This is a genomic window from Aeromonas rivipollensis, from assembly GCF_037811135.1.
Taxonomy (GTDB): domain Bacteria; phylum Pseudomonadota; class Gammaproteobacteria; order Enterobacterales; family Aeromonadaceae; genus Aeromonas; species Aeromonas rivipollensis.
The window spans coordinates 385,001-411,507 of record NZ_CP149130.1 but is presented as its reverse complement, the minus strand read 5'-3'; the positions used below and the strand labels follow the sequence as shown (position 1 = coordinate 411,507).

General features: G+C 60.9%; 30 protein-coding genes and 2 rRNA genes (1 of these 32 cut by a window edge). 17 read left to right on the top strand and 15 right to left on the bottom strand.

Translation table 11 applies throughout. From position 1 onward, the window contains the following. Window positions 1-271: 271 nt before the first annotated feature. The 9 genes from WIR04_RS01900 (at window position 272) to WIR04_RS01855 (ending at window position 7,901) form a co-directional block, all read left to right on the top strand. Complete coding sequence (locus WIR04_RS01900) at window positions 272-634, top strand: transcriptional regulator (protein ID WP_025328520.1); 363 nt, start codon at window positions 272-274, stop codon at window positions 632-634. After that, complete coding sequence (locus WIR04_RS01895) at window positions 635-1,000, top strand: SFCGS family glycine-rich protein (protein ID WP_025328521.1); 366 nt, start codon at window positions 635-637, stop codon at window positions 998-1,000. After that, window positions 1,000-1,296 (top strand): DUF4312 family protein, encoded by a 297-nt coding sequence (locus WIR04_RS01890; RefSeq protein WP_307765825.1) that lies wholly within the window; start codon window positions 1,000-1,002, stop codon window positions 1,294-1,296. The genes WIR04_RS01895 and WIR04_RS01890 overlap by 1 nt, the downstream gene beginning before the upstream one ends. Window positions 1,297-1,321: 25 nt before the next feature. Next, complete coding sequence (locus WIR04_RS01885; RefSeq protein ID WP_139438898.1) at window positions 1,322-2,098, top strand: DUF4311 domain-containing protein; 777 nt, start codon at window positions 1,322-1,324, stop codon at window positions 2,096-2,098. Window positions 2,099-2,109: 11 nt separating this feature from the next. Next, on the top strand, window positions 2,110-2,760 hold the full coding sequence (locus WIR04_RS01880; protein ID WP_025328524.1) for a DUF4310 family protein: 651 nt from the start codon (window positions 2,110-2,112) through the stop codon (window positions 2,758-2,760). Between the two features lie 42 nt (window positions 2,761-2,802). Beyond that, window positions 2,803-3,942, top strand: a complete 1,140-nt coding sequence (locus tag WIR04_RS01875) for an amidohydrolase/deacetylase family metallohydrolase (RefSeq protein ID WP_338890037.1) — start codon at window positions 2,803-2,805, stop codon at window positions 3,940-3,942. Next, complete coding sequence (locus WIR04_RS01870) at window positions 3,926-5,041, top strand: DgaE family pyridoxal phosphate-dependent ammonia lyase (protein ID WP_338890035.1); 1,116 nt, start codon at window positions 3,926-3,928, stop codon at window positions 5,039-5,041. The genes WIR04_RS01875 and WIR04_RS01870 overlap by 17 nt, the downstream gene beginning before the upstream one ends. A 108-nt stretch (window positions 5,042-5,149) precedes the next feature. After that, the gene (gene dagF, locus WIR04_RS01860) at window positions 5,150-5,890 is read left to right on the top strand and encodes a 2-dehydro-3-deoxy-phosphogluconate aldolase (protein ID WP_338890033.1); all 741 of its coding nucleotides are present in this window, start codon (window positions 5,150-5,152) and stop codon (window positions 5,888-5,890) included. Between the two features lie 106 nt (window positions 5,891-5,996). Further along, window positions 5,997-7,901: a BglG family transcription antiterminator gene (locus WIR04_RS01855; protein ID WP_338890030.1), complete on the top strand. Its 1,905-nt coding sequence runs from the start codon at window positions 5,997-5,999 to the stop codon at window positions 7,899-7,901. A gap of 18 nt (window positions 7,902-7,919) precedes the next feature. Here WIR04_RS01855 and npr read toward each other — a convergent pair whose 3' ends face one another. The 10 genes from npr to WIR04_RS01805 all read right to left on the bottom strand — a co-directional run bounded on the left by npr (window position 7,920) and on the right by WIR04_RS01805 (window position 14,731). Then, a complete protein-coding gene (gene npr, locus WIR04_RS01850) occupies window positions 7,920-8,192 on the bottom strand; it encodes a PTS phosphocarrier protein NPr (RefSeq protein WP_005331359.1) in 273 nt (90 codons plus the stop codon). Window positions 8,193-8,212: 20 nt separating this feature from the next. Next, window positions 8,213-9,079, bottom strand: coding sequence for an RNase adapter RapZ (gene rapZ / locus WIR04_RS01845; protein ID WP_182787433.1), 867 nt, complete (start codon window positions 9,077-9,079; stop codon window positions 8,213-8,215). Between the two features lie 40 nt (window positions 9,080-9,119). Then, entirely contained in the window at window positions 9,120-9,566 is a 447-nt protein-coding gene (gene ptsN / locus WIR04_RS01840; RefSeq protein WP_010675870.1) for a PTS IIA-like nitrogen regulatory protein PtsN, read from the bottom strand. A gap of 2 nt (window positions 9,567-9,568) precedes the next feature. Further along, a complete protein-coding gene (gene hpf / locus WIR04_RS01835) occupies window positions 9,569-9,856 on the bottom strand; it encodes a ribosome hibernation promoting factor (RefSeq protein ID WP_005305957.1) in 288 nt (95 codons plus the stop codon). A 20-nt stretch (window positions 9,857-9,876) separates the two neighbouring features. Next, entirely contained in the window at window positions 9,877-11,316 is a 1,440-nt protein-coding gene (locus WIR04_RS01830) for an RNA polymerase factor sigma-54 (protein WP_338890027.1), read from the bottom strand. Window positions 11,317-11,381: 65 nt separating this feature from the next. Next, window positions 11,382-12,107 (bottom strand): LPS export ABC transporter ATP-binding protein, encoded by a 726-nt coding sequence (lptB, locus tag WIR04_RS01825; RefSeq protein ID WP_307765832.1) that lies wholly within the window; start codon window positions 12,105-12,107, stop codon window positions 11,382-11,384. A 12-nt stretch (window positions 12,108-12,119) separates the two neighbouring features. Beyond that, a complete protein-coding gene (gene lptA, locus WIR04_RS01820; protein ID WP_338892427.1) occupies window positions 12,120-12,638 on the bottom strand; it encodes a lipopolysaccharide transport periplasmic protein LptA in 519 nt (172 codons plus the stop codon). After that, entirely contained in the window at window positions 12,625-13,185 is a 561-nt protein-coding gene (lptC, locus tag WIR04_RS01815; RefSeq protein ID WP_338890024.1) for an LPS export ABC transporter periplasmic protein LptC, read from the bottom strand. Before lptC ends, lptA begins: the two co-directional genes overlap by 14 nt. Further along, the gene (gene kdsC, locus WIR04_RS01810; protein ID WP_338890022.1) at window positions 13,182-13,736 is read right to left on the bottom strand and encodes a 3-deoxy-manno-octulosonate-8-phosphatase KdsC; all 555 of its coding nucleotides are present in this window, start codon (window positions 13,734-13,736) and stop codon (window positions 13,182-13,184) included. Before kdsC ends, lptC begins: the two co-directional genes overlap by 4 nt. Then, window positions 13,736-14,731, bottom strand: coding sequence for a KpsF/GutQ family sugar-phosphate isomerase (locus tag WIR04_RS01805; RefSeq protein ID WP_338890020.1), 996 nt, complete (start codon window positions 14,729-14,731; stop codon window positions 13,736-13,738). The genes kdsC and WIR04_RS01805 overlap by 1 nt, the downstream gene beginning before the upstream one ends. A 206-nt stretch (window positions 14,732-14,937) precedes the next feature. Between WIR04_RS01805 and mlaF the strand changes: the two genes are divergently transcribed. From mlaF to murA, 7 genes are read left to right on the top strand one after another with little or no spacing between them, the layout of a single operon-like run. After that, entirely contained in the window at window positions 14,938-15,738 is an 801-nt protein-coding gene (gene mlaF, locus WIR04_RS01800; protein ID WP_338890018.1) for a phospholipid ABC transporter ATP-binding protein MlaF, read from the top strand. Beyond that, window positions 15,738-16,517 carry a lipid asymmetry maintenance ABC transporter permease subunit MlaE gene (gene mlaE / locus WIR04_RS01795; protein ID WP_025328536.1) on the top strand — a complete coding sequence of 260 codons (780 nt, stop codon included), beginning with the start codon at window positions 15,738-15,740 and terminating at the stop codon, window positions 16,515-16,517. Before mlaF ends, mlaE begins: the two co-directional genes overlap by 1 nt. A gap of 7 nt (window positions 16,518-16,524) precedes the next feature. Beyond that, window positions 16,525-17,025, top strand: a complete 501-nt coding sequence (gene mlaD, locus WIR04_RS01790) for an outer membrane lipid asymmetry maintenance protein MlaD (protein ID WP_025328537.1) — start codon at window positions 16,525-16,527, stop codon at window positions 17,023-17,025. A gap of 2 nt (window positions 17,026-17,027) precedes the next feature. After that, window positions 17,028-17,663: a phospholipid-binding protein MlaC gene (gene mlaC / locus WIR04_RS01785; protein WP_025328538.1), complete on the top strand. Its 636-nt coding sequence runs from the start codon at window positions 17,028-17,030 to the stop codon at window positions 17,661-17,663. Next, window positions 17,660-17,932 carry an STAS domain-containing protein gene (locus tag WIR04_RS01780; protein ID WP_163155576.1) on the top strand — a complete coding sequence of 91 codons (273 nt, stop codon included), beginning with the start codon at window positions 17,660-17,662 and terminating at the stop codon, window positions 17,930-17,932. Before mlaC ends, WIR04_RS01780 begins: the two co-directional genes overlap by 4 nt. After that, window positions 17,932-18,189: a BolA family iron metabolism protein IbaG gene (gene ibaG, locus WIR04_RS01775; protein WP_005306001.1), complete on the top strand. Its 258-nt coding sequence runs from the start codon at window positions 17,932-17,934 to the stop codon at window positions 18,187-18,189. Before WIR04_RS01780 ends, ibaG begins: the two co-directional genes overlap by 1 nt. Window positions 18,190-18,205: 16 nt before the next feature. Then, window positions 18,206-19,462: a UDP-N-acetylglucosamine 1-carboxyvinyltransferase gene (gene murA, locus WIR04_RS01770; protein WP_106885623.1), complete on the top strand. Its 1,257-nt coding sequence runs from the start codon at window positions 18,206-18,208 to the stop codon at window positions 19,460-19,462. An 80-nt stretch (window positions 19,463-19,542) separates the two neighbouring features. Here murA and pmbA read toward each other — a convergent pair whose 3' ends face one another. After that, window positions 19,543-20,886 (bottom strand): metalloprotease PmbA, encoded by a 1,344-nt coding sequence (pmbA, locus tag WIR04_RS01765; RefSeq protein ID WP_338890012.1) that lies wholly within the window; start codon window positions 20,884-20,886, stop codon window positions 19,543-19,545. 111 nt (window positions 20,887-20,997) lie between these two features. On the opposite strand from pmbA, the gene yjgA reads away from it, so the two are divergent. Then, complete coding sequence (gene yjgA / locus WIR04_RS01760; RefSeq protein WP_025328542.1) at window positions 20,998-21,522, top strand: ribosome biogenesis factor YjgA; 525 nt, start codon at window positions 20,998-21,000, stop codon at window positions 21,520-21,522. A gap of 80 nt (window positions 21,523-21,602) precedes the next feature. On the opposite strand, the gene WIR04_RS01755 is transcribed toward yjgA, so the two are convergent. The 4 genes from WIR04_RS01755 to WIR04_RS01740 all read right to left on the bottom strand — a co-directional run. Next, window positions 21,603-24,686, bottom strand: a complete 3,084-nt coding sequence (locus WIR04_RS01755; protein WP_025328543.1) for a transglycosylase domain-containing protein — start codon at window positions 24,684-24,686, stop codon at window positions 21,603-21,605. Window positions 24,687-24,900: 214 nt separating this feature from the next. After that, window positions 24,901-25,218, bottom strand: coding sequence for a PTS system regulator TmaR (gene tmaR, locus WIR04_RS01750; RefSeq protein ID WP_025328544.1), 318 nt, complete (start codon window positions 25,216-25,218; stop codon window positions 24,901-24,903). A 385-nt stretch (window positions 25,219-25,603) separates the two neighbouring features. Further along, window positions 25,604-25,718 (bottom strand): 5S ribosomal RNA (gene rrf / locus WIR04_RS01745). A gap of 127 nt (window positions 25,719-25,845) precedes the next feature. Continuing rightward, window positions 25,846-26,507, bottom strand: a 23S ribosomal RNA gene (locus tag WIR04_RS01740); it runs 2,228 nt beyond the window's last position.

Below are 26,507 nucleotides of genomic sequence, written 5' to 3'. Positions count from 1 at the left end.
TGCCTCCCTCTCAGACCCCCCTTCCCTGGCGTGAGATGACTCACAGTTTCCACCCGCGCACGATCGGGCGGCTGCGGGGTGAAACTGTGGTCCCGCTCACACAGCACCGGGGTCAATCCCCTCCCTTTCCCCCTTGTCGCCACAAATCCGGCCTCTTTCGGGGCTTTTTCCCCGGAATTTCCATTTCGAATCGGAAAAACGGTGCCTCCTCCCGCTCTCTTCCCCGTTTTAAGGTAATCCCATCCTTTCTGCCAGCCTTGGAGAGCAGACCTTGACTACCGACACTCACGACACCGCCCTGACCCCGAACAGCCCGGCGTTGCTGCGCAAGACAGATCTCACTCTGGCGCGCATCCACGGCCTGCTGGCGGATCAGGGCATCATCCCCAACGAGGTGCAGAAACAGATGCTCGCCTCCCACGTCAAGGCCATGGTGTGGCGCTCCCACAGCGGTGAAGCCCTGCCCGAGGTCGACCTCAGCCTGTTCGAGGAGATCTCCCCCCTCTCCCTGCGCCTCGCCGAACAGGTGGTCGGCTGGCTGGACAGGCTGGCCTATGAAGAGGCCCACCTCTTGTCCGTCCATTTCGAAGTTGCCAAAGAAAATGAACTCAGCTCAGTCAAAGGAGAAATCTAAATGTCAGCCATCAAACTCGTGATTGGAGATCGCCTCGGCAAGGGTCAGAAGGTAGGAGCCGGGGCAGAAGCCGCCGGCGCCACAGTGACCGTCATCCCCGGCATGGCCGCCGACATGAAACTCGGTGATGTGATGAACAAGGAGCAGGCGGATCTCGGCATCTCCTTCTGCGGCAGCGGCGGCGCCGGCGCCATCACGGCCCAGACCAAATACGGCTACAAGTGCCGCTACGGCATGCGCTCCGTCGAGGAGGGCATCACCGCCATCAACGAAGGCTGCGTGGTGCTGGGCTTCGGCTTCATGGACAAGGAAGAGCTGGGTCAGAAGCTGGTCGAAGCCTTCGCCAAGAAACACGGGCGCGCCTGATGAAAGAGGACTTCACCACCCAGGTCATGGTCAACGGCAAGGGGGCGACCCGCCAGCAGGCGTTTGCCGCCGCCCTCGGCCAGGTGCAATCCAGCCTGCTCAAGGACAACCCCAGGGTGATGCTGCGGATCGAGCCGCTCGAGGTCCGGGTGCTCAAGGCCGAGGAGTCGGTGCGGGTGGAGAAGTTCCTGTTCTTCTTCCTGCCGCGCCAGCGCCGCGAGTTCAGGGTCCAGCTGGAGATCAGGGTCAAGGTCAGCAGCCTGGATGTCGACAAGGTGGATTTCACCAGGGTGTAACCCCACAACCAAAAGGACATGTTGGATGTTTCTAATCATTTTGATGAAGTCACTCATCATCGGCGGCCTGGTGGGCGTCGGCGTGGGAGCCGGTGCGGCGCGGATGTTCCACGCCCCGACAGTACAGGGCATGGGTGCCTTCCGTACCCTGGGTGAGCTCAACTCCTGCGAAGGGGATCCCGCCTCCCACTTCTCGTTCGGGCTTGGCTTCTTCTTCAACGCCTGGGCCTCCACGGTCGCGGCAGGTGCCTTCACCCAGGACGTGGATCACCGCATCATCCCGCACTGGGCCACGGCCGCGCTGCTGTTCAAGAACCGGGATCTCGCCACTACCCTGCACGACCCGAAGAAGATGGCCATCGCCGGCGGCATCATAGGTGCCATCGTCGTCGCCTTCCTCAACAGCACGGCGGCGGCCGTGCCCGAGGCCCTGCAGGTCACTGCGGTCAAGGTGCTGGTGCCAGCCGCCAACCTGCTGGTCAACACCGTCATGCCGGTGATCTTCTGGCTGGCCGCCATAGAGGCGGGCAAGAAGTCCGGCTTTTGGGCCACCATCTTCGGCGGTCTGGCGCAGCTCATCATGGGCAACGCCGTGCCGGGCCTGGTGCTTGGCATCCTGATCGGCAAGGGCGTGGAAGAGAGCGGCTGGAACCACGTCACCAGGGTGATGATGAGCGCAATAGTGCTGCTGTTCGTGCTGAGCGGCTTCTTCCGCGGCTTCGATATGAAACTGATTGAGTCCTTCCACCTGGGCATTCCCCTGTGGCTGGAAAACGTCCATCACCTGCTTGGCAGTAAATAAGGGACCACCACATGGATGAGAAACTGAGAAACAACTTCTGGTACGCCGACTGGTCCTTCCCCATCTTCGTCGGTCTGCTGTCGGCCGGGGTCTTTGCCGGGACCCACATGTTCTACCTGTACGGGGTCGGCGCCTTCAACGAGGTGGCCTTCGTCGCCATGCTGAAAGCCGGAATGGACACAGGTGCCTACGGCGCAGTCGCAGCCTTCGGTGCCAGCTTCCTGTTTGCCCGCATCATAGAGGGCTCCCTGGTGGGGATCCTGGACATAGGCGGCGCCATCCAGACCGGCGTCGGCCTGGGGGTTCCCGCCCTGCTGCTGGGTGCCGGCATCGTCTACCCGGTGGAGAACTTCGGCGCCTCCCTGGTCACCGGCATGGCCATAGGCCTGGCCATCGGCTACGTGATCATCCTGGCGCGCAAGTTCACCATCAACCAGAGCAACTCCACCTACGGGGCGGATGTGATGATGGGGGCTGGCAACAGCTCGGGCCGCTTCCTCGGCCCCCTGATCATCCTCTCCGCCATGGGGGCCTCCATCCCCATAGGGCTGGGTTCCCTGGCGGGAGCGCTGCTGTTTTACATCTGGGAGAAGCCCATCACAGGCGGCGCCATCCTGGGTGCAATGCTGCTCGGTACCTTCTTCCCGGTTGCGCTTGCATAACCTTCCGCCGCCCTTCGGGGCGGCACTCTAGAGGCCATCAGCATGTACGACATCATCATCAGAGCGGGACGCCAGGGAAATGGCCAGCTCATCGATATCGCCATCCAGGACGGCAAGATAGCGGCGCTGGGCGCGCTGCCAGAGACCACCGAGGCGAAGCGAACCCTCACTCTGGCCGGACAGGTTCATGTGAGCGCCGGCTGGATTGACGGCCACACCCACTGCTACCCCGCCTCTCCCATCTATCAGGATGAGCCGGACAAGGTGGGCGTAGAGTCCGGTGTCACCACTGTCATCGATGCGGGCAGCACCGGGGCTGACGACGTGGACGACTTCCAGCGCCTCGCCGCTGGCTGCAAGACCCGGGTCCATGCCCTGCTCAACATCTCCCGCATCGGTCTGCTGCGCCAGAACGAGCTGGCCAACCCCGCCGACATAGATCCCGCTCTCGCCCGGGCGGCCATTCGTCGTCATCCCTCCTTCATCGTCGGCATCAAGGCGCGGATGAGCGGCAGCGTGGTGGGCGAGAACGGCCTGCAGCCGCTGCGCGTGGCCAAGCAGATCCAGCAGGACAACGGCCAGCTGCCGCTGATGGTGCACGTAGGCAACACGCCACCGGATCTCGACGAGATAGTCGCCCTGCTGGGGGAAGGGGATCTGCTGACCCACTGCTTCAACGGCAAGCCCAACCGCATCCTGACCCCGGCGGGCGAACTGCGCCAGGGGGTGCGCGAGGCGATGCAACGGGGCCTGCGCCTCGACATCGGCCACGGTGGTGCCAGCTTCAGCTTCGAGGTGGCAGAGGCCGCCATCCGGCAAGGGATATTGCCTCACACCATCAGCTCGGACATCTACTGCAAGAACCGCATCAAGGGCCCCGTCTACAGCCTGGCCCACGTGATGTCAAAGTTTCTCGCCATCGGCATGACCCTGGAGCAGGTGATCGCCTGCGTCACCAGCCAGGCCGCCGATGCCCTGCGTCTGCCCGGCAAGGGACGACTCGAGGTGGGCACCGATGCCGATCTGACCCTGTTCGAGGTCATGAGCGGCCCGACGCTCTTTACCGATACCGAAGCCGGGTCCCGCCACGGCGACCGGCAACTGCGCCCCCTCGCCGCCCTGATGGGCGGTGACCTGGTTCTCACTCAATATGGACAATCCCACCATGCCTTCCGTGTATGAGAAATATCAGCTCAAACCCGTGATCAACGCCTCAGGGCGCATGACCATCCTCGGCGTCTCCACCCCGGAGCAGGAGGTGGTCGACGCGGTCAACTTCGGCCTGGGCCACTACTTCGAGGTCAAAGACCTGGTCAACAAGACAGGTGCCTACCTGGCCAATCTGCTCGGCGCGGAAGACGCCGTGGTGGTCTCCTGCGCTAGTGCCGGCATAGCCCAGTCGGTGGCCGCCGTCATAGTGCGCGGCGATCCCTACCGCCTCGAGCAGTTGCATGCCCATGCCCACGGGGTGCCGAGCGAGATAGTGCTGCCCAAGGGTCACAACGTGAACTTCGGCGCGCCGGTCGGCACCATGGTCAACCTGGGGGGCGGCAAGGTGGTGGAAGCTGGCTATGCCAACGAATGCTCCCCCGCCCAGCTGGCTGCCGCCATCAACCCCGATACCGCCGCCATCCTCTACATCAAGTCCCACCACTGCGTGCAGAAGAGCATTCTGTCAGTCTCCGAGGCGGCCGAGGTGGCCAGGGCCCACGGGCTGCCGCTCATCGTCGATGCGGCGGCGGAAGAGGATCTGCGTCTCTATTACCAGCAAGGGGCGGATCTCGTCATCTACAGCGGCGCCAAGGCCATCGAGGGGCCCACCAGCGGCCTGGTGCTCGGCAAGCGCCAGTATGTGGAGTGGGTCAAGCAGCAGGCCAACGGCATAGGGCGCGCCATGAAGGTGGGCAAGGAGGGGATCCTCGGCCTGACCCACGCCATCGAGCGCTACCTGGAGAAAGAGCAGGAGAGCGGCGCCGCCATGGCCGCCAAGATGGCGTCCTTCATCGAGCGCCTCAACCAGCTGCCCGGCGTCACCGCCCGGGTGGTGTGGGACAGCGCCGGGCGCGACATCGCCCGCACCGACATCGCCTTCGACCACGCTCAGATCGGCATGACGACGGTGCAACTGGTGGCCCGCCTGCAGCAGGGCAATCCGGCCATCTACTGCCGCGGCTACAAGGCCAACGAGGGGCACATCGAGATCGACGTGCGCAGCGTCACCATCCCCCAGCTCGACCAGATCCATGCCGCCATTGCCAACCTCGTTCAGGAGAACAACTGATGTCTCTTACCCCTAATTACTACCGCGATCGTGTCTGCCTCAATGTACTAGCGGGATCCCGGCAGCATGCCGTCGTCCAAGACCATATCTAATTAAGGAGGATCGCTGATGTCCCTTGTTCCCAACTACTACCGTGATCGTGTCTGTCTCAACGTGCTGGCAGGGTCCAGACAGAATGCCGTCGACATCTATGAGGCGGCCGAGGGCCATGTACTGGTCGGCGTGCTCTCCAAGAACTACCCGGATGTGCCCTCCGCCGTCGCCGACATGCGGGAGTATGCCAAGCTTATCGACAACGCCCTCTCCATCGGTCTGGGGGCGGGGGATCCCCGCCAGTCCGCCATGGTGGCCGAGCTGGCTCGCCAGCTGCAGCCCCAGCACGTCAACCAGGTATTCACCGGAGTGGGCCCCAGCCGGGCGCTGCTGGGTCAGCCTCACAGCCTGGTCAACGGCCTCGTCTCCCCCACCGGCACCCCCGGCATGGTGAAGATCTCCACCGGCCCCCTCAGTGCCCAGCAGCCGGATGGGATTGTGCCCATCGATACCGCCATCGCCCTGCTGAAGGACATGGGCGGCAGCTCGGTCAAGTTCTTCCCCATGGGAGGCCTGGCCTGCCGCGACGAGTATCAGGCGGTGGCCGAGGCCTGCGCCCGTCACGGCTTCTGGCTGGAACCCACCGGCGGCATCGATCTCGACAACTTCGAGGAGATAGTCCGCATCGCGCTGGAGGCCGGGGTCGAGAAGGTGATCCCCCACATCTACAGTTCCATCATCGACAGCGAGAGCGGCCAGACCCGCCCCGAGGATGTGCGCACCCTGCTCGCCACGGTCAAAACGCTGCTGGCATAACGGCACCCGCAGGCACCGGTCCGATCACTGGCCGGTGTCTGGCTTGTTGATGATCACCTTGTTAACATCGACCCTTTATTTCGCAACAGGAGTCTTGCCTCACCCCATGATCAAGCTGCCCCACCCCAGGCTCCATCAACTGCTGACCCAGCTCCATGCCGAGCCGCTGCCCCAGGAGGAGCTGGCCCGTCGCCTCAATGTCTCCACCCGCACGGTGCGCACCGACGTGGCGACCCTCAACGAGTTGATCGCCACCCAGGGCGCCCACCTGATCCACCAGCGCGGCACCGGCTATCAACTCAAGATTTACAATCAGGGGCTTTTTGATGCGCTGCTGGCGGCACAGGAGCAGGAGAGCAGCCTGCCGCGCACCAGTCGCGAGCGGGTGCTGCATCTGCAGATCCTGCTGCTGACGGCGGAGCAGGGGATCAAGCTCGACGAGCTGGCAGATACCTGGTATCTGAGCCGGGCGGCCCTGCAGGGAGACATGGCACAGGTGAGGGAGCGGCTCGCCCACTTCGGGCTCACCATAGAGAGCAAGCCACGGCTGGGCATGCGTATCCAGGGGAGCGAGACGGCGATCCGTGCCTGCCTGACCCAGCTGCTGTGCCAGGAGCTGCTGAACAACCACCCGTTGCAGAGCCTGCTGCCCACCCTCTGCCCCAGCAAGACCCTGGAGGTCGTGGGCAACCACATTCACGATCAGCTCGGCCGCCATCAGCTGCGCCTCGCCGACGAGAGCCTGCAACAGCTCGCCATCTACTGCGCCGTCGCCCTGCTGCGTCAGGCGGCAGGCCACGAGCTGCGCCAGTTCGCCAGCGACGACATCACCCAGACCCTGGCCGCGGTGGCCCGCGACATCTATGCCGAGCTGCCGACCCTGACCCCGCCAGGGGAGGAGGAGATCGCCTGCCTCGCCATCCAGATCCAGGCCAGGCTCACTGCCGATACCCCCCAGCTCAGCCCGGCCATGGCCGCCGAGAGCGAGCAACTGGTGGAGCATCTGCTGACCTACATCCACCAGCACTACCCCTACGATCTGCGCGCCGACCCGCAGTTGCGGGCCGACCTGCAGACCCACATTGGCGCCATGCTGCTGCGGGTCAAATACCAGATAGGCAGCCACAACCCGCTGGCGGACCACATCAAGCAGTACTACCCCCTCGCCTACGACATCACCCTGGCTGCCATCTCGGAGTGGATAAGGCAGACCCCCTACCGGCTGACCCATCACGAGATCGGCTATCTGGTGATCCACATCGGGGTCGGGCTGGAACGCCACTATGACATCGGCTACAGCCGTCGCCCCCAGGCCATGCTCCTGTGCGATGCGGGCAACGCCACCTTCCGGGTACTGGAGGCACGCATCCGGCGGGAATACCCCCAGCTGCAGCTGACCAGCCTGGAGTCGGTGCGGGATTACGAGGGGCTGGCGCACATCGAGCAGGACTTTGTCATCAGCACCCTCAAGGTGAGCGAGAAGAACGCCCCCGTGGTACAGGTCACCCCCTTCCCGACCCAGTATCAGCTGGAGCAGCTCGGCAAGCTGGTGCTGATCGATCGCACCCGCCCCTACCTGCTGGACAAGTACTTCGATGCGGACCACTTCATGGTGGTCACAGAGCCGCTCAGCCAGGCGCAGCTGTTTGGCCGCATCTGTGACCAGCTGGAGTCCGAGCAGCTGGTGGAGCCGGGATTCAGGGGATCGTTGCAAGAGCGGGAGCGCATCGTCTCCACCCTGCTGGGAGAGGGCATAGCCCTGCCCCACTCCCTCGGCCTGCTGGCCCGCCGCACCCTGGTCTATACAGTGCTGGCCCCTCAGGGGATCGACTGGGGCAATGGCGAGACCGCCACCCTCATCTTCGTGCTCGCCATCAGCAAGGCGGACTACGAGGAGGCGATGGGGCTCTACGATCTGTTTCTGGCGCTGATGAACGAAAAAGCCAGCAGGAATCTGCTGGCTTGTCGGGATTTTTGCGGCTTCAAGGCGCTGGCGCGCGCCGGATCATGACGGCAAGGGAGGCGCTGCTCACTCCTCGTTGAAGCCCGAGGTGAACAGCGCCACCACGGCGGCCAGGGCTTCCACTTCTTCGGGGCCCTCGACCTGCACCTCCACCTGCTTGCCCTGAGCGGAGTCCAGCATCAGCAGGCCGATCACGCTGTCCGCATCGGCTTCGATGCCGTCCTCGTTGCGCAGCAGCACATGGGCATCGAACCCCTGCACCAGCTCAAACAGCATCATGGCAGGTCTGGCATGGATTCCCAGCTTGTTTTTGACTTCTACCGAGGCGGAAACTGTCATCTGAACATCCTGTGGGTCTGTCAGGCTTGGGGGGAGCGCTTGTCCAGCGTGCGGTGACGGATCTGCACGTTCTTGCCAAGCAGTCGGAAGGTGCTGGCCAGCCGCTCGGCGATGAACACCGAACGATGCTGTCCGCCGGTACAACCTATGCCGACGGTCACATAGCTGCGATTGTTGCGCTCCAGGTGAGGCAACCAGGTCACCAGCATGTTCTCTATCTGCTGGATGAACAGCATCACGTCCGCCTGGGCCGAGAGGTAGTTGGCCACTGGCTCATCCTGACCGGTAAAGGGCTTGAGCTCCGGGATCCAGTGGGGGTTGGGCAGGAAACGGGCATCGAACACGAAGTCCGCATCCTTGGGGATGCCGTATTTGAAGCCGAACGACTCGAACACCAGCACCAGCTCGTTCTCTTTCTTGCCGAGCACCCGGGTCTTGATGAGCTCGCTGAGGTCGTGAATGCTGAGGTTGGTGGTATCGATGCGCAGATCGGCGGTCGAGGAGAGGGGCGCCAGCAGGTGAGTCTCTTCCCGAATCGCCTCATCCAGCGACAGCTGTTTGCGAGACAGGGGGTGCAGCCGGCGGCTCTCGCCATAGCGCTTGAGCAGGGTCCCGTTGTCCGCATCGAAGAAGAAGCTGGAGAACTCCACCCGCCCCTCGTTGCGCACCTGGGTCAGCAGGTTGTCCAGCTTGTCTGGCTGGGTCGGCAGGTTGCGCACGTCTATGCTGACCGCCAGCTTGTCATACTGGCTCTCCACCGAGACGATCAGCTGGGGCAGCAGGTTGACCGGCAGGTTATCCACGCAGTAGTAACCCAGATCCTCCAGCACCCTCAGGGCCACCGTCTTACCGGAGCCCGAACGACCGCTTACCACTATTAACTGCATCTTGTCCCCTCACGCCAACGTGGCTTCGTCAGACCCGGCATCAGGCCGAGGTCATGATCTGATAGAGTTCTTCGTCGCTGGTCGCCTGGCGCAACTGGCGGCAGACGGCCTTGTCACCCAGCTTGGATGCCATCAGGGAAAGGGTCTTGAGATGCTGCTTGCACTCGCTTTCCGGCACCAGCAATGCAAAGAGCAGGTCAACCGGTTGATTGTCGATAGAGTCGAAAGGGATGGGTTCGGAGAAGGTCATCAGCACGGCCGTCGGCGCAAAGGCGTCGTCGATCCGGCCATGGGGAATGGCGATACCGGCACCGATCCCGGTACTGCCCATCTTTTCCCGCGCCAGCAGGCTTTCAAACAGTACCTGGCGGGAGGCACCGAGGCGCTCTGCGGCCAGCTCACTGATGATCTCGAGGGCGCGTTTCTTGCTGGTACAAGGGACCGCACTCTTGGTGCAGTCCCGACTCAGTATGTGTTCAAGTTGCATAGTTATTTTTGATTTAACTTATCTTTGTGCTTGATGATCTGCCGATCCAGTTTATCCAGCAGGGTATCAATCGCCGCATACATGTCGGCATGCTGCGAATTGGCGAACACCTCTCCCCCGCTGACGTGCAGCTTGGCTTCGGCGATCTGGTTCAGTTTTTCGACGCTCAACACCACATGTACGTTGTTGATATGGTCAAAGTGACGCTCGAGTTTGGCAAATTTGTTATTCACATAATCACGCAGAGCTTCGGTAATCTCGACATGGTGTCCGGTCAGGTTAATTTGCATAACGTCTTCCTTTTGTTTGCCTAAACCAGGCGTTTGCGCTGATTGGATGGCGGGATCAACAAGGATTCACGGTACTTTGCGATCGTGCGTCTCGCCACCATAATACCCTGTTCGGCCAGCAAATCCGCGATCTTGCTATCACTAAGCGGTTTGGCCGGGTTTTCGGCCGTCACCAGCTTCTTGATCAGGGCGCGAATTGCGGTCGATGAGCACTCTCCTCCTCCCTCCGTGTTGACATGACTGGAGAAAAAAAACTTCAGTTCAAAGATGCCACGGGGCGTATGCATGTACTTCTGGGTCGTCACCCGTGAAATCGTCGACTCGTGCATCTCCACCGCCTCGGCGATGTCGTTGAGTACCATGGGTTTCATGGCCTCTTCCCCGTATTCGAAGAAGCCCTGCTGTTGCTCGACGATGCAGCTGGCCACCTTGAGCAGGGTGTCATTGCGACTCTCCAGGCTCTTGATGAACCACTTGGCTTCCTGCAAATGGGAGCGAATGAACTGGGTATCAGTGCTGCTGCGGGCATTGCGTGCCATGGCCGCATAGGCCTCGTTGACACGGATGCGCGGCGCCGAATCCGGGTTGAGCTCAACCACCCACTTTGCCCCCTTCTTGACCACTGAGACGTCCGGGATCACGTATTGCGATTCACTCTGGATGATGCCATTGCCAGGTCTCGGCTCCAGCTGCTGGATGAGATCCAGCACCTCCTTGAGGTCGCTCTCCTTGAGCCGGGTCTTTCGCGCCAGAGTGCGGTAGTCACGGTTGCCGAGCAGGTCCATGTGGTCGCGAATCACCTCCCTTGCCTCATTGAGCCAGGGCAGATCCGGCGAGTACTGGCCAAGCTGGATCAGCAGACACTCCTGCACCGAACGCGCGGCAATGCCAACCGGATCGAAATGCTGCACCCGCTTGAGCACGGCTTCCACTTCATCCAGTTCAACTTCTACCTCTTCACTGCTGACTGCAGCCTGAATATCTTCGAGAGAGGCGGTCAGGTAGCCGGACTCATCGATGGCATCGATGATGGCGAGGGCGATGGCGGCATCCAGATCGCTGAACGGCGTCAGTCGCATCTGCCACAGCAGATAGTCCTGCAGGTTCTCGGTGGTTTCTCCCTGATAGACGCTGTCTTCCCCGTCATGGATGGGGCCGGCGCTCTGGGCCGTACCGGCGGAGTAGACCTCATCCCAGGTGGTGTCGACAGGCAGCTCATCCGGCATCTTGTCCTGCGCCATGGCGTCGCTGGAGTCGAGTTGACTGGCGTCCTGGGGCTCTATCGGGCTGGTTTCCTGCGCTTCATTCTCCTCCTGCTCCAGCAAGGGGTTATTATCGAGCGCTTGCTGAATTTCCTGCTGGAGTTCCAGGGTGGAGAGCTGGAGCAGACGAATCGCTTGTTGTAATTGTGGCGTCATGGTCAGTGACTGACCGAGACGCAACTGTAATGTCGGCTTCATCTACGTCGGGATATCCTTATGTTCAGCGAGGCAGTCACCTAACAAAAATGAGGGGTGCCCCCTTACTATAGACTGAATTGATCGCCCAAATAGACGCGCTTGACCTGCTCATCGGCGAGGATCTCGGCCGGCGCCCCCTCGGCAATCATCTTGCCGTGGCTGACGATATAGGCCTTCTCGCACACATCCAGCGTCTCTCTGACGTTGTGATCCGTGATCAGCACACCCAGCCCTCTTTCCTTCAGATGCTGGATGATCTTCTTGATGTCTATGACCGAAATAGGATCAACACCTGCAAAGGGTTCATCCAACAGGATGAATCGCGGCTCTGCCGCCAGCGCACGGGCAATCTCGACCCGCCGCCGCTCCCCGCCAGACAGGCTCTGACCCAGGCTGTCGCGAATATGGGTGATGTTGAACTCTTCCAGCAACTGCTCGACCTTATCCTCACGCTCCTCGCGGCTCAACCCCTTGCGGGTCTGCATGACCCCCATCAGGTTGTCGAACACCGACAGGCGCCGGAAGATGGAGGCCTCCTGGGGAAGGTAGCCGATGCCATTGCGGGCGCGGATATGCATGGGCTGCAGGCTGATGTCCTGCTCATCTATGGTGATGAGGCCCGCATCCCGCTGCACCAGGCCCACGATCATGTAGAAGGAGGTGGTCTTGCCGGCACCATTCGGGCCGAGCAGCCCCACTATCTGGCCGGTGCCCACTTCCAGGCTCACGTCGCTGACCACCATGCGGCGCTTGTAGCTCTTCTGCAAACCCGTTGCTTTTAACACTGCCATGGCTTCTGTTTCCTACTTCTTCTGATCGGCGGGTTTGTCGAAGTTTTCTACCTGATCCGGCAGGAACACCGTCTTGACCCGCTGGGTGGGCCCCTTGCTCTCGGCGATCATCTTCTGTTTGACGATGTCGTAGCGGATGAGATCGCCGGTGACCTGGCTGTCTTCCTGCTTGAGCTGACCGTTGCCTGTGATGGTGACCAGGCGGTTCTTCAGCTCGTAGCGAATGCTGTTGCCGTGGGCATTGACCGGCTTGCCGTTGTCCAGGATCTGGAAGAAGGTGGCGGGATTGCCATAGGCGGTCATCACCTCGGCCCCTTTATCGCCGGAACGGATCACCACCACCTTGTCGGCCTTAATCTTGATGGTGCCCTGAGTGATGAGCACGTCTTCGCTGAAGGTGATGCGGTTGTCCTGCATCTCGGCCACTTGCTTGACCGCATCCACATAGACCTTCTCGGCAAAGTCGGACTCTTTGGCGCTCACTGTACTGCACAGCAGCAGGGCCGCGAGGGCCAGATTAACGTTTTTCATTGAAATAAGTGGCATGGCCTTTATCCAGTAATTCGAAATATTTACGTTCCAGATGGCCCTTCAGGCCAACGCCTTCGGTCTGGAATTCCTGGCCCACTATGCTGATGTGCTGGTTGCTTCTCATGTCCTGAGTCACCAGATCCAGCTCCAGATAGGGGGTATCCAGCGTGGAGATGAAAGACGCCGGCAGTAGGCCGTCCAGATGTACCTTGTCACGCAGTATCACGTTGTCATCTGTGTTGAGCACCCCGGTTTCAGCCGTGACTTTCCATTCGGCCTTCCCCTGCTCATCGAACATGTAGACCACCGGCTTGTTGAAGGTGGCCTGCTCGAGGATCTGGTAATACTCCGCGTATTCGGACTCCAACCGCTCGGTTCGTTTGCCCTGCTCGTTGAAGCGGGTCGTGACCAGATTCCTAGCGGTGAAGTCCGGTTGATAGTTCTCTACCTTGGCAGCCGGTTCGGGCGCCAGCTCGATCTCGCCAAACTGCCAGGCGGCCAGCGCCGCCAGAAACAGCAGGGCGAACAGAAACGTCTGCTTGTTCATACCGAGACCTCGGGTTGGTAGTCGCCCAAGCCCTGCGCCTGCAGGATGAGATCGCACACCTCGCGCACCGCGCCCACTCCGCCCCCCAGACGGGTCACCAGATCGGCACGAGCCAGCACCAGCGGATGAGCATCCGCCACCGCTATGCCGAGACCGCAGGCCTGCATCACCGGCAGATCGATGGTGTCGTCCCCCATGTAGGCGGCCTGTTCCGGCATCAGGCCCAGCTTGGCCAGCAGCGCCTCGAAGTGGGGCAGCTTCTGATCCGCCCCCTGCACCAGATGCTGCACCCCCAGGCCCCTCATCCGATCGCTGACGATACGGGAATTGCGCCCCGTTATGATGGCAATCTCGATGCCGGCGTTGAGCAGGGCACGCATGCCAGCACCGTCACGGGTGCAGAAGGTTTTCAGCTCTTCACCGTTATTGCCCATATAGATGAAGCCATTGGAGAGCACCCCATCCACATCGCACACCAGCAGGCGGATCTGCGCCGCCTTCTCATACTGGCCGCGCGTCACCGGACCATAGAGGGTCGGTACGTCTTGCATCAAATCACCCCGGCTCTCAGCAGGTCGTGCATGTTGAAGGCGCCCAGTGGTCGCCGTTCTTCATCCACCACCAGCAATCCGTTAATCTTTCTGGTTTCCATCAGTTTGACGGCCTCGGCCGCCATCATCTCAGGCCCTACGGTAACACAATTGGCCGTCATTACGCGGCTGATCGGGGTGTGGTGAATGTCCACCTGCAGATCCAGGATCCGGCGCAAGTCACCGTCGGTGAACAGACCGGCCAGCAGCCCCTGTTCATCCACCACAGCCGTCATGCCGAGGCCCTTGCGGCTCACTTCCAGCAGCGCCTGGCTGATGGTGGCATCTATCCCCACCCGGGGCAACAGATCGCCGCTGTGCATCAGGTCGCCGACCCGCAGCAAGAGCCGCTTGCCCAGCGACCCGCCAGGGTGGGAGAGCGCGAAGTCATCGGCGGTGAAACCGCGAGCTTCCAGCAGGGCCACGGCCAGGGCGTCCCCCATCACCAGGGTCGCCGTGGTGCTGGAGGTCGGGGCCAGACCCAGCGGGCAGGCCTCTTTCTCCACCTTGATGCACAGGTGCACGTTGGCCTCCTTGGCCATGGTGGAGGCCGAGTTGCCGGTCATGCAGATGAGCGGAATGCCGCGGCGCTTGAGTACCGGCAGCAGGGCGAGGATCTCGTCACTCTCGCCTGAGTTGGAGATGGCGATGATGAGGTCTCCGGCGGAGATCATCCCCAGATCCCCGTGGCTGGCTTCGCCAGGGTGGAGGAAGAAGGCAGGCGTGCCGGTGCTGGCCAGGGTCGCGGCAATCTTGTTGCCGACATGACCCGACTTGCCCATGCCGGTGACCACTATCTTGCCGGCGCAGCGCAGCACCATCTCGCAGGCACGCTCGAAGGTCTCGTCGAGGTACTGGTAGAGCCCATCGATGGCTTGTTTTTCTATGTCCAGCACCGCGCGGGCACTGCGACGGAAATCGAACAATTCAGACACTTTTTCAGGCTTTACAGACATAAAGGCACAGCTCCGGGCCGAAATTTGCTGCGGGATTATAAAAAAGTCTGCCGAGATAAGCGAATCGGATGCGGGACGCTCTGCCGCTGATGCAAGTTGTTACATAAAACTGTCGCGTATTTGGGGGGCAAAGCCGCTCAATAGTTGTTCCTTGCTGTTGCTTAGACCTAGACTAGCCCATAAAATTCGCTCTTCATTTATACCGGATGGACAATTGTTTGAACGATGACCTGATCACCATCTCCGACCTGACCTTCAGTCACGGAGATAGGTTGCTGTACGACAGGATCAACCTGACCATTCCCCGTGGCAAGGTCACCGCCGTCATGGGCCCCAGCGGCATCGGCAAGACCACCTTGCTGCGCCTGATCGGTGGCCAGCTGAAGCCTGAGTCCGGTCATATTCTGTTTGACGGGGAAGACATCCCCACCCTCTCCCGCAGCCGTCTGTATGAAGTGCGCAAGCGGATGAGCATGCTGTTTCAGAGCGGCGCCCTGTTCACCGGCATGACTGTGTTCGACAACGTGGCCTTCCCGCTGCGGGAACACTCGGGTCTGCCGGAAGAGCTGATCCACACCATCGTCATGATGAAGTTGCAGGCTGTGGGTCTGCGTGGCGCCGCCCGCTTGATGCCCTCCGAGCTCTCCGGCGGCATGGCCCGTCGTGCAGCCCTGGCCAGATCCATAGCACTGGATCCGGATCTCATCATGTATGACGAGCCCTTCGTCGGCCAGGATCCCATCACCATGGCGGTGCTGGTCAAGCTCATCAAGGAGCTCAACGATGCCCTCGGCATCACCTCCGTCATCGTCACCCACGATGTGAATGAGGTGCTGAGCATCGCCGACTACGCCTACATCATCGCCAACCGCAGGGTGGTGGCACAGGGCACGCCGGAGCAACTTCGCGAGGAGCACAATCCCGAGGTCGAGCAGTTCCTCAAGGGATTGCCCGATGGTCCTGTTCCGTTTCATTTTCCGGCAGGCGACCTGCTACAGGATCTGTGATGTTCATAAGTCAGATAAGCAAGCTGGGGCGGAGCGGGGTGCGCTTCATCAGCGCAGTCGGCCGCGCCACCATCATGCTGTTTCACGCGTTGGCGGGCAAACCCGAGCCCCGCAAGCACTTCCCCCTGCTGGTACAGCAGCTTTATGTGGTAGGAGTACAATCGGTCGCCATCATACTGGTGTCGGGTCTCTTCATCGGCATGGTGCTCTCCTTGCAGGGTTACAACGTACTGAAGGACTTCGGCGCCGAGCAGAGTCTGGGGCCCCTGGTCTCCCTCTCCCTGCTGCGGGAGTTGGGTCCTGTGGTCACCGCCCTGCTGTTTGCCGGTCGTGCAGGTTCGGCCCTCACCGCCGAGATTGGCCTGATGAAGGCCACCGAGCAGCTCTCCAGCCTGGAGATGATGGCGGTGGACCCGCTGCGCCGGGTAGTAGCCCCCCGCTTCTGGGCTGGGGTCATCAGCATGCCGCTGCTGGCCTTCATGTTCAGCCTGATCGGCATCTTCGGCGGCAAACTGGTCGGGGTCGACTGGCTGGGGGTGGATGAGGGCAGCTTCTGGTCTGCCATGCAGGCCTCCGTCGACTGGCAGGACGACATCATGCAAGGGGCCATCAAGAGTGTGATATTCGCCCTGGTGGTGACCTGGATCGCGCTCTTCAATGGCTATGATGCCAAGCCGACCTCGGCCGGGATCAGTCAGGCGACGACCCGTACCGTGGTCCACTCATCCCTGGCCGTGCTCGGTCTGGATTTTATACTCACCGCAGTCATGTTTGGATAAGGGAAAGATGAAGTTCAGCAAAGTAGAATTCCTGGTCGGTGCCTTCATGCTGGCTGGCATCGCAGCCATTCTGGCGTTGGCACTGCAAGTGGCGGGATTGAGTTTCAAACCGGAAGGAGAAACCTATACCCTGCGCGCCCATTTCGATAATATCGGCGGCCTGAAAGTACGCTCGCCGGTCAAGGTCGGCGGCGTCGTCGTCGGTCGAGTCAGCGACATCACGCTGGATGCCAAGAGCCAGGTGCCCATTGTCTCCCTGCAGATGCAAAAGAGTGCCGGCGAGTTCTCCGAAACCAGCACCCTCTCGATCCTGACCTCGGGGCTGCTGGGCGAGCAGTATGTCGGCCTGGCACCGGGTTTCACCGATGAAGAGATGGGCACCAACATGCTCAAGGATGGCGACATGATCGAAGACACCAAGTCTGCCATAGTGCTGGAAGACCTGATTGGCAAGTTCCTCTACAGCCAGTCTTCCCCGGCCACCGATACGCCAGCAACCAAGGAGTAACCATGTTCAAGAAGATCGCCCTGCTGCTGGGTCTGATGACCAGCATGCTGTTTTCCGTCTCCGCCCTGGCGGCGGTCAATGCCGCCGACCCCTATGCCCTGGTGGATCAGGCTGCCCAGCAGACCTTCGCCCGCCTGAAGGCGGACCAGTCCCAGGTCAAGAGCAATCCGGATCACCTGCGGGTGATCATCCGCGAAGAGCTGCTGCCCTATGTGGACAACCGCTTTGCTGCCTACAAGGTGCTCGGCAACCAGATCAAGGAGACCACCCCGGCCCAGCGCGATGCCTTCGTCCAGGTGTTCACCGAGTACATGGTGAGCTCCTACGCCGATGCCCTGGCCCATTTCGACAAGCAGACCGTCAAGGTACAGCCGGGCAAGGCGCCCGGTGACAGCAACATCACCGCCGTCAACGTCAGCGTGAAAGAGGCCGGCAAGCCGGACATCTTCCTCGAGTTCAAGCTGCGCAAGAACAACAAGACGGGTGAATGGAAGGCCTTCGACATGGTTGCCGAAGGGATCAGCCTGCTCTCAGCCAAGCAGAGCGAGCTCGGTGGCCTCATTCGTCAGAACGGCATAGATGCGGTGATCGCCCAGCTGCGCGAGCACAATGCCAAGCCGCTGGTGCTCAAGTCATGACACTCCAGGGTGAGCTGCAGGCATCGCAGGTCAATGCCCTGTGGCAACGGCGATCCGAGTGGTGGCAAGATGATGCGCTCGATATGAGCGGGGTCACCACCCTGGATTCCGCCGGCCTGGCCCTGCTGGTCAAGTGGGCCAAAGCCACCCTGACTCGGGGTGCAACGCCGCAACTGGTGGGCGCCTCCACTGATTTTTATACCCTGGCCAAGCTGTACGGCGTGGCCAGTCTGTTTCAACCCACCCCGCCCAACACCGAGGACGCATAATGCAAGTCTCTGAAATTGAAGCGATACTCCTTGAGGCTTTGCCATTGTCCGAAGTACATGTCAAAGGCGACGGCAGTCACTATCAGGTGATTGCGGTCGGCGACATGTTTGACGGCATGAGCCGGGTCAAGAAGCAGCAGGCCATCTATGCCCCGCTGATGGACAAGATCGCCAGCAACGCCATCCACGCCCTCTCCATCAAGGCCTTTACCGATGCCGAATGGAAGCGCGAACGTAAATTTCTACTGCCCTCCTGATTTGGTATCTAAGTAAATGGACAAATTCAAGATCACCGGCCCCTGCACCCTCTCCGGTGAAGTGACCATCTCCGGCGCCAAGAACGCCGCCCTGCCGATCCTGTTCGCCACCCTGCTGTGCGACGAGGAGATCCAGCTCTCGAACGTGCCGCGCCTCAAGGACGTGGGCACCACCCTCAAGCTGCTGGAGATGCTGGGTGCCAGCACCAAGGTCAACGGCAACGTGACAGTGCTGACCGGCGCCGTGAACAACCACGTCGCCCCCTACGAGCTGGTGAAGACCATGCGCGCCTCCATACTGGCGCTGGGCCCGCTGGCCGCTCGTTTCGGCGCGGCTGACGTCTCCCTGCCCGGCGGCTGCGCCATCGGTGCCCGCCCGGTCAACCTGCATGTTCACGGCCTCGAGCTGATGGGCGCAAAGATCGCCATCGAAGATGGCTACATCAAGGCCCGTGTCGACGGTCGTCTCAAGGGTGCCCACATCCTGATGGACATGATCTCCGTCACCGGCACCGAGAACCTGATGATGGCCGCCACCCTGGCGGACGGTCGCACCGTGATCGAGAACGCCGCCCGCGAGCCGGAAGTGGTCGATCTCGCCAACTTCCTCAACGCCCTGGGCGCCAAGATCCAGGGTGCGGGTACCGACACCCTGACCATTGATGGCGTCGAGCGTCTGCACGGCGGCAGCTACAGCGTCCAGCCGGATCGCATCGAGACCGGCACCTTCCTGGTGGGCGCCGCCGTCACCGGGGGCAAGATCACCTGCCGCAAGACGGATCCTTCCCTGCTGGAAGCCGTCCTCGTCAAGCTGGAAGAGGCCGGTGCGCTCATCGAGAAGGGGGAAGACTGGATCTCCCTCGACATGACGGGTCGTACCCTCAAGCCGGTCACCATCAAGACTGCCCCCTACCCGGCCTTCCCGACCGACATGCAGGCGCAGTTCACCGTGCTGAACGCCGTGGCCAAGGGCACCGGCATGGTCACCGAGACCATCTTCGAGAACCGCTTCATGCACGTGCCCGAGCTGGTACGTATGGGTGCAGACATCGAACTGCAGGGCAATGTCGCCATCTGCCGTGACACCGAACAACTCAAGGGTGCCCAGGTGATGGCAACCGATTTGCGCGCCTCTGCCAGCCTGGTCCTCGCCGGCTTCGTGGCCGAGGGCACCACCATGGTCGAGCGCATCTATCACATCGACCGTGGCTATGAAGACATAGAGCACAAGCTGCAAGGCCTGGGCGGCTGCATAGAGCGCATCAAGGAGTGATCATCGCCCCTTGCCGATGAGCACTAAAAAGGCCCCCTCGCCAGGCGAGGGGGCCTTTTTCATTTCCGGAGTCTGGCGGCTTAGTGCCCCGCCAGCTTCATCTGCTCGACCAGCACAGAGCCCGTCTTGAGGCTGGAGCGCTCGTCTTCGTCGTTCCCCACCGCCACCAGGGTGCTGAACATGTCGGCCAGGTTGCCGGCTATGGTGATCTCCTCAACCGGATAGAGGATCTCGCCATTTTCCACCCAGAAACCGGCGGCGCCGCGGGAGTAGTCACCATTGACGATGTTGACCCCCTGCCCCATCAGCTCGGTCACCAGCAGGCCGGTACCCATTTCTTTGAGCATGCCCTGGAAATCCTGGCCGGTATTGGAAACCTGCCAGTTATGGATGCCACCGGCGTGACCCGTAGTGGTCAGCCCCAGCTTGCGTGCCGAGTAGGAGGTGAGCAGCCAGCTCATCAGCTCGCCGTTGCGGACTATGTCCATGTCGCGGGTGCGTACCCCTTCACCGTCGAAGGGGGTACTGGCAAGCCCACCCAGCAGGTGTGGAAACTCCTGAATGCTGAGCCACTCGGGCAGTATCTGCTTGCCCAGTTTATCCAGCAGGAAGCTCGACTTGCGATAGAGGTTGCCGCCGCTGATAGCCATCACCAGATGGCCCCACAGGCCGGCGGCGGTGTCGGGATGAAACAGCACGGGGGCGTGGCGGGTGCTGATCTTGCGGGCCCCCAGACGGGAGACGGTACGCTCCACCGCCTCGTCAGCGATGCGCTGGGGGCTCCATAGCCCATCCAGGGCGCGGCTGGAGGAGTAGCCATAGTCGCGCTGCATGTCGCCATCCTGCTCGCCGATCAGCACGCAACTCAGGGAGTTGCGGGACGCCGCATAGCCTTTGACGAAGCCATGGCTGTTGCCATAGACCTTGACCCCCAGATGGCTGGAAAAGCTGGCGCCATCGGAGTGCTTGATGCGGGCATCACGTCCCAGGGCCAGCCGCTCGCACTCGATGGCCAGCTCGATGCCACGCTGGGGATCCAGCTCGATGGAGTGACAAAGTTGCAGATCCGGGGCATCCCAGGCCAGCAGTTCGGCATCCGCCAGGCCGGCATATTCATCGGGGGAGGTGTGGCGGGCAATCTCCATGGCCGCTTCAACGGCGGCACGGATGGCAGGCTTGCCGAGATCCGTGGTCGAGGAGGATCCCTTGCAGCCATTGCGATAGACGGCGATGCCGAGCGCCCCATCCTTGTTGAACTCGATGCTTTCCAGCTCACAGCCCCGGGTATTCACCGACAGCCCTGTCTGCTTGCTGATGGAAACTTCCGCAAGCCCGGCACCCAGCCCCTTGGCTATCTCCAGGGCCTCGGCGACCACCGCCTCGAGATGGGCTTGATCCTGGCGGATTTGATCTTGCTGGTCCATAACTCACATCTGTATGAAGGAAGGAAAGGGGCTAAGCATATCAGACCCCTGCGCCCAGCGGGAGAAGCTGGTAACATATCCCCCAACGCGAATGACAGGAATCAGAGACCGATGAGTCAGTATCAAGACGACAACGAATTGGACGATTGGGGTCCCAGCAAGAGCCAGCTCAAGCGCGACGCCGAGGCACTGCAGAAACTGGGGGCCGAGATCGTCTCCCTGAGCCACAGCGAGCTGGAACGGATCCCGCTGGATGAAGAGCTGGCCGAAGCCGTCGAGCTGGGCCGCAAGCTCAAGCCCAAGAAGGACGAGTCCTTCCGCCGCCACCTGCAGTTCATCGGCCGCCTGATGCGCAGCCGGGACATAGAGCAGATCGAGGAAGCCCTCTCCATCATCAAGATGCGTCACTCCACCGTGAATGCCCGCCTGCACCGGCTGGAGCAGTGGCGTGAGCGCCTGATCACCGAGGGTGACAGCGCCCTCAACGAACTGATGTCCCAGTTCCACGAGCTGGATCGCCAGAAGCTGCGCCAGCTGATCCGCACCGCCAACAAGGAGCGGGAGCTGAACAAGCCGCCGGTGGCCTATCGCGAGATGTACCAGTACCTGCGCGGCGAGATAGAAGATCTGCTGTGAGTCATGATGCCGGTGCGGAACACGCTGCCGGCGGCAGAAACGAAAACGGGGCCAATCTGGCCCCGTTTTTTCATGTGCCGTCAGCTGCCCGGCAAGCACTGGGTATGAGTACCCGGTTGCAGATAAGGTACCAGCAAGGGCGCCATCCCCTTGAGAACCTGCACCGGCAGTGCCGAGGTGAAGCGGAACTTGTCGGACTGGCTGCCGGGCACATAGGCCGTCAGGGTGCCGAAGTGATCATCCCCTATGTAGAAGACAAAGGTCGCTGTCCGGTTGCGCGCCAGCGAGCTGGTGACATTGCCGTAGCGGCCGACCGTCTCGATCCTGTTGTCCCCCGTCCCCGTCTTGCCCCCCAACGACAGCACTGTGCCATCCTGCAAGGCAAAGGCACCGGCGATGCGCCGTGCCGTACCACCTTCCACCACCTTGGAGAGGGCATTGCGCAGGGCGTTGGCCACCTCGACGGGCATCACCCGCACGCCCTGGGTGTTGGCCGGCTCGAACGCGGTGGCGAAGGGCGTGTCCTTGGCAAAAGAGAGATGCTCAATCCGCAGGGTCGGTGCCCGCATGCCGCCGTTCTGGATGATCCCCATCAACTCCGCCAGGGCGGCGGGCCTGTCACCCGAGCTACCCAGTGCGGTCGCCAGGGAGGGAACTAGGTGATCAAACGGATAGCCCAGGCGTGCCCAGCGCTGATGGATGTCGAGGAAGGCTTCGACCTCCAGCATGGTGCGGATCCGGCTATCCCGGGCGCTGCGATGGCGGGTCTTGAACAGCCAGCTGTAGACCTCCTGACGCTCATCCCGGCTGGCCGCAACCGCATCGGCGAAGGTGGCCTTGTCAAACTCCCTGAGATAGGAGAGCAGCCACAGCTCCAGCGGGTGAACTCGGGCGATATAGCCTTGATCCGGCAGTGAATACTTACCAGGACCATAACTGATATAGAGCTGCTCGATCCGCTTGTCACTCAGCTTGTTACGCGGCAGGCGCTTCGCCAGGAAGGCGGCAAAGTCGGCCTGTGACGCTTCCGGCATCAGGTAGCGATGCACGGCCGCGAGGCGCACTGCGCTGGGCTTGAGGCCGTCGAGGAAGGTATCGAGCTGCTCATCCGTGGTCTTGCCGCGATATTTGCGCCAGAAGCGCAGCAGATAGGTCTGGCCCTCCTTGTCGGCAAACTTGGCCAGATACTCGGTACGACGAGGATCCTTGTCATCCTTGAGCAACTGGGCTCGATTGCCTTCCTTGTAGAGGCTGTAGCGCACTATGTCCCGCATCAGCCGCACGAAGGGCAGGTTGATGGATTCGCGCAAGGCGTCGCGGATGGGCGGAATGCGGCCATTGTCTTCCTTGCGGAAGTTGTTGAAGGTGTGCATGCCGCCGCCGGTGAAGAAGCCCTCGTAGGGGCTGGCGGAGTATTTGCGATCCAGCGCCGCCTCCAGCATCACGGGCAGGCTCTTGTCCTTGGCACTCATCAGGTAGCCGATGGCCCAACGGCTGATGTTGTCCTGATCGGAGACCTCTATCTTGCGCAGGCTCTCGGCCGGCATGTTCCCATAGCTGTCATGCAGCTCGGTCACTATCTCCAGATAGGTGGTCAGCACCCGCAGCTTGGCGGTAGAGCCCAGCTCCAGCTTGCTGCCCTCATTGATGTCGAACGGCTGATCCGTGTTGTCGGTCTGCACCCGCACCTTGACCCCTTCCGGCGTCTTCTCGAACAGGGTGAAGCTGTATTTCACGTCCCCCGTCTTCTCCGGCGAGAGCAGGCGCTCACCAAACAGCCCAACCTGGGCGGCGAATGTGGGATCCGCCAACTGCTGCAGATAACGGGAGACGTCATTTTGCAGCGGCATGTTGAGGGTCGTATCAGCCGTCAGATCCATGCGGTCCAGATCATAGAGCTGAACCCCGAGCTGGCGACTGAGGCGGGTGCGCGCTACCTGCAACCCCTTGTTGTTATTGACCCGGGTGATCGCCGGTGCCTGCAGGAAGTCGCGGAACGCAAGCTTGGCCTTGAGCGCCGACTCCATCAGGGGCGGCGTGATCATGCCCTCCTGCACGAACAGACGCAGGTAGCTGTCAGTCAGGGCCGACAGCGCCTCCCGCCCCTGGGCCAGATAGTAGGAGGGGCGACGGTGGGCAATCATCAGAGATACGACCTGACGCAGCGCCAGCCCCTGCTCGGCCAGGGTGGCATCCTGATTGCGAGCGGGATCCAGCAGGCGATTCACCTCGTCCACATTGGCACCGAACCAGACCCAGAGACCATCCCCCAAGCCGTGCACCTCGCCATAGCCCGGGGCGGCGGAGAGCGGCACCGAGTTGAGATAGGCCCAGGCCACCAGTTTGCGTGCTTCCAGGGTTTCCGGCCCCAATCGATAGGCCCGCACGCTGGCCGAAGCCATCTGGCGGATCTTCTCGGTGGGGGACAGGGTCAAACCATCAGGAGAGTGACGATACTTCTCCACCTGGGTCGCCAGCGTACTGCCGCCGGCGGATTGATCCTGCATATCCAGCGCCTTGCCCACCTGGGACAGTGCAGCCTTGGCAAAACGGGGCCAGTCCACGGCCGGGTTGGCCAAGGGCTGCTCGTTGCTTAGCAGCTCCCGGTTCTCGATAAACAGCAGCGACTGTATGACCAAAGGAGGAATGGAGTTGAAATCAGGGTAGTAATGGGTCGGATACTTGTATTGATAGAAAGGCTCGGCACGGCAGTCGTGCAGCGTCAGCCCCGCCTGTACCTTCTCGGTATAGGGGACGAAGAAACCATGGCTGGCGTAGTTGTACAGCGCATCGGAAAAACGCACCTGCTCGCTCACCTGATAGCCACGCTGGATGAGGCGCTCCTGGATCATGGGCATCAGCACATAACCGAGTCGCTTGTCGAAGGGGCCATCATCCGGGAAGGTGATCTGCTTGCTGGGACCGGGTTCCAGCTCGTAAGTCAGCTTGGCGGCATAACGGGAGATCTCCTGCGATTGCAATCGGGAGGTCTTCATTTCATAACCGACCAGGGCGATCACGGCAGCCAGGCAAAGCAAAAAGATGAAACAGAACAACCAGCGCCACCAGGGGCGACGCTTGCGCTGATATTGCCCGTCCGCATGCGGTACGGATGAATCCTGAGATGCCACTTTGTTCGAATCCGTCTGTTTTGATGCGCCCATATCAGCCCCACCATGGTTGCGCAATTTATTGTCTTTCAATCAAGCTTAGTCGTTTCAAGTCAAGGGCTTGAAAACTATTGACCGCTTTGCAGCGATGTTAACAGGGCGATTGTAAAAATGGGAGCCGATTGTTGCAGTGCGGCGAGAGATCCGAGCTGCGGAATGGAAATGAAACACCGGCTGGAAGCCGGTGTTCGGGAATGGCGGTGTAAGCTTACTTGCTGGTACTCATACCCTTGAGCTTGGTGCTCAGCTCCTTGCGCTCCTTGGAAAGCTCGGCATTCTTGATGATGTGATCATCAACACGCTCTTCATAATCGGTGCGCATGTTGGCGATGATGGCCTGCACCTCATCGATGCTCATGCCGGGCTTGATATAGTCACTCAGGTTGTCGAGCAACAGCACCCGCTTCTGGTTGTCACGGATCTTCTTCTCGTTGTCCGCGATTTCACGCTTGAGCTTGTTCTGACGACGGGACATACGCACATATTCCAACACATCGCTGAAGGTAGACTTGTTTACTTGTTCCATATCGGTACCACTGACTGAAGGTGAATGAAAACGGGTGGGATGCTCTCATACCAGATGGAGAAGCAAAGGCATGGTATGGGCAAACCCGGAATGCCCTTTACTCTACCGAGTTATGATGCAGATACAACCCCAATTGCAGGCCAGATACAGGCTTTCAACAGGATAGCGCCGCGTGAGGAATCAAATGGAAAACCGGTGAGAGGGCAGATCCAGGTGTGGCGGCATACGAAGCCTCGGAAGCCGGAGGTCATGAGCACCAACTGGTGATGATACTGGTGAACACAAGGAATAATCAGACGAAGTCTCGGCAGGCAACGGCAGGTTCTGGGGAAGCGTCAGGCAATAAAAAACCCCGCTCATTGAGCGGGGTTTCTTCTAATTGGGTGCCTGGCAGTGTCCTACTCTCGCATGGCGAATGCCACACTACCATCGGCGCTACCGCGTTTCACTTCTGAGTTCGGCATGGGATCAGGTGGTTCCACGGCGCTATGGCCGCCAGGCAAATTCTTCAATCTCGGAAAGCTGACGTGAGTAACGACTGATTGGCTGTTGCCTCGTCGCTATCACTGAATTAGGTAAGTAGTTCGTTCACTTGCTACAAGCCTTAGAACACTTCTTGGGTGTTGTATGGTTAAGCCTCACGGGTAATTAGTATGGGTTAGCTCAACACGTCGCCGCGCTTACACACCCCACCTATCAACGTTGTGGTCTCCAACGGCCCTTTAGGACCCTCAAGGGGTCAGGGATGACTCATCTCAGGGCTCGCTTCCCGCTTAGATGCTTTCAGCGGTTATCGATTCCGAACTTAGCTACCGGGCAGTGCCACTGGCGTGACAACCCGAACACCAGAGGTTCGTTCACTCCGGTCCTCTCGTACTAGGAGCAACTCCCTTCAATCATCCAACGCCCACGGCAGATAGGGACCGAACTGTCTCACGACGTTCTGAACCCAGCTCGCGTACCACTTTAAATGGCGAACAGCCATACCCTTGGGACCGACTTCAGCCCCAGGATGTGATGAGCCGACATCGAGGTGCCAAACACCGCCGTCGATATGAACTCTTGGGCGGTATCAGCCTGTTATCCCCGGAGTACCTTTTATCCGTTGAGCGATGGCCCTTCCATTCAGAACCACCGGATCACTATGACCTACTTTCGTACCTGCTCGACCTGTCCGTCTCGCAGTTAAGCTGGCTTATGCCATTGCACTAACCTCCTGATGTCCGACCAGGATTAGCCAACCTTCGTGCTCCTCCGTTACTCTTTGGGAGGAGACCGCCCCAGTCAAA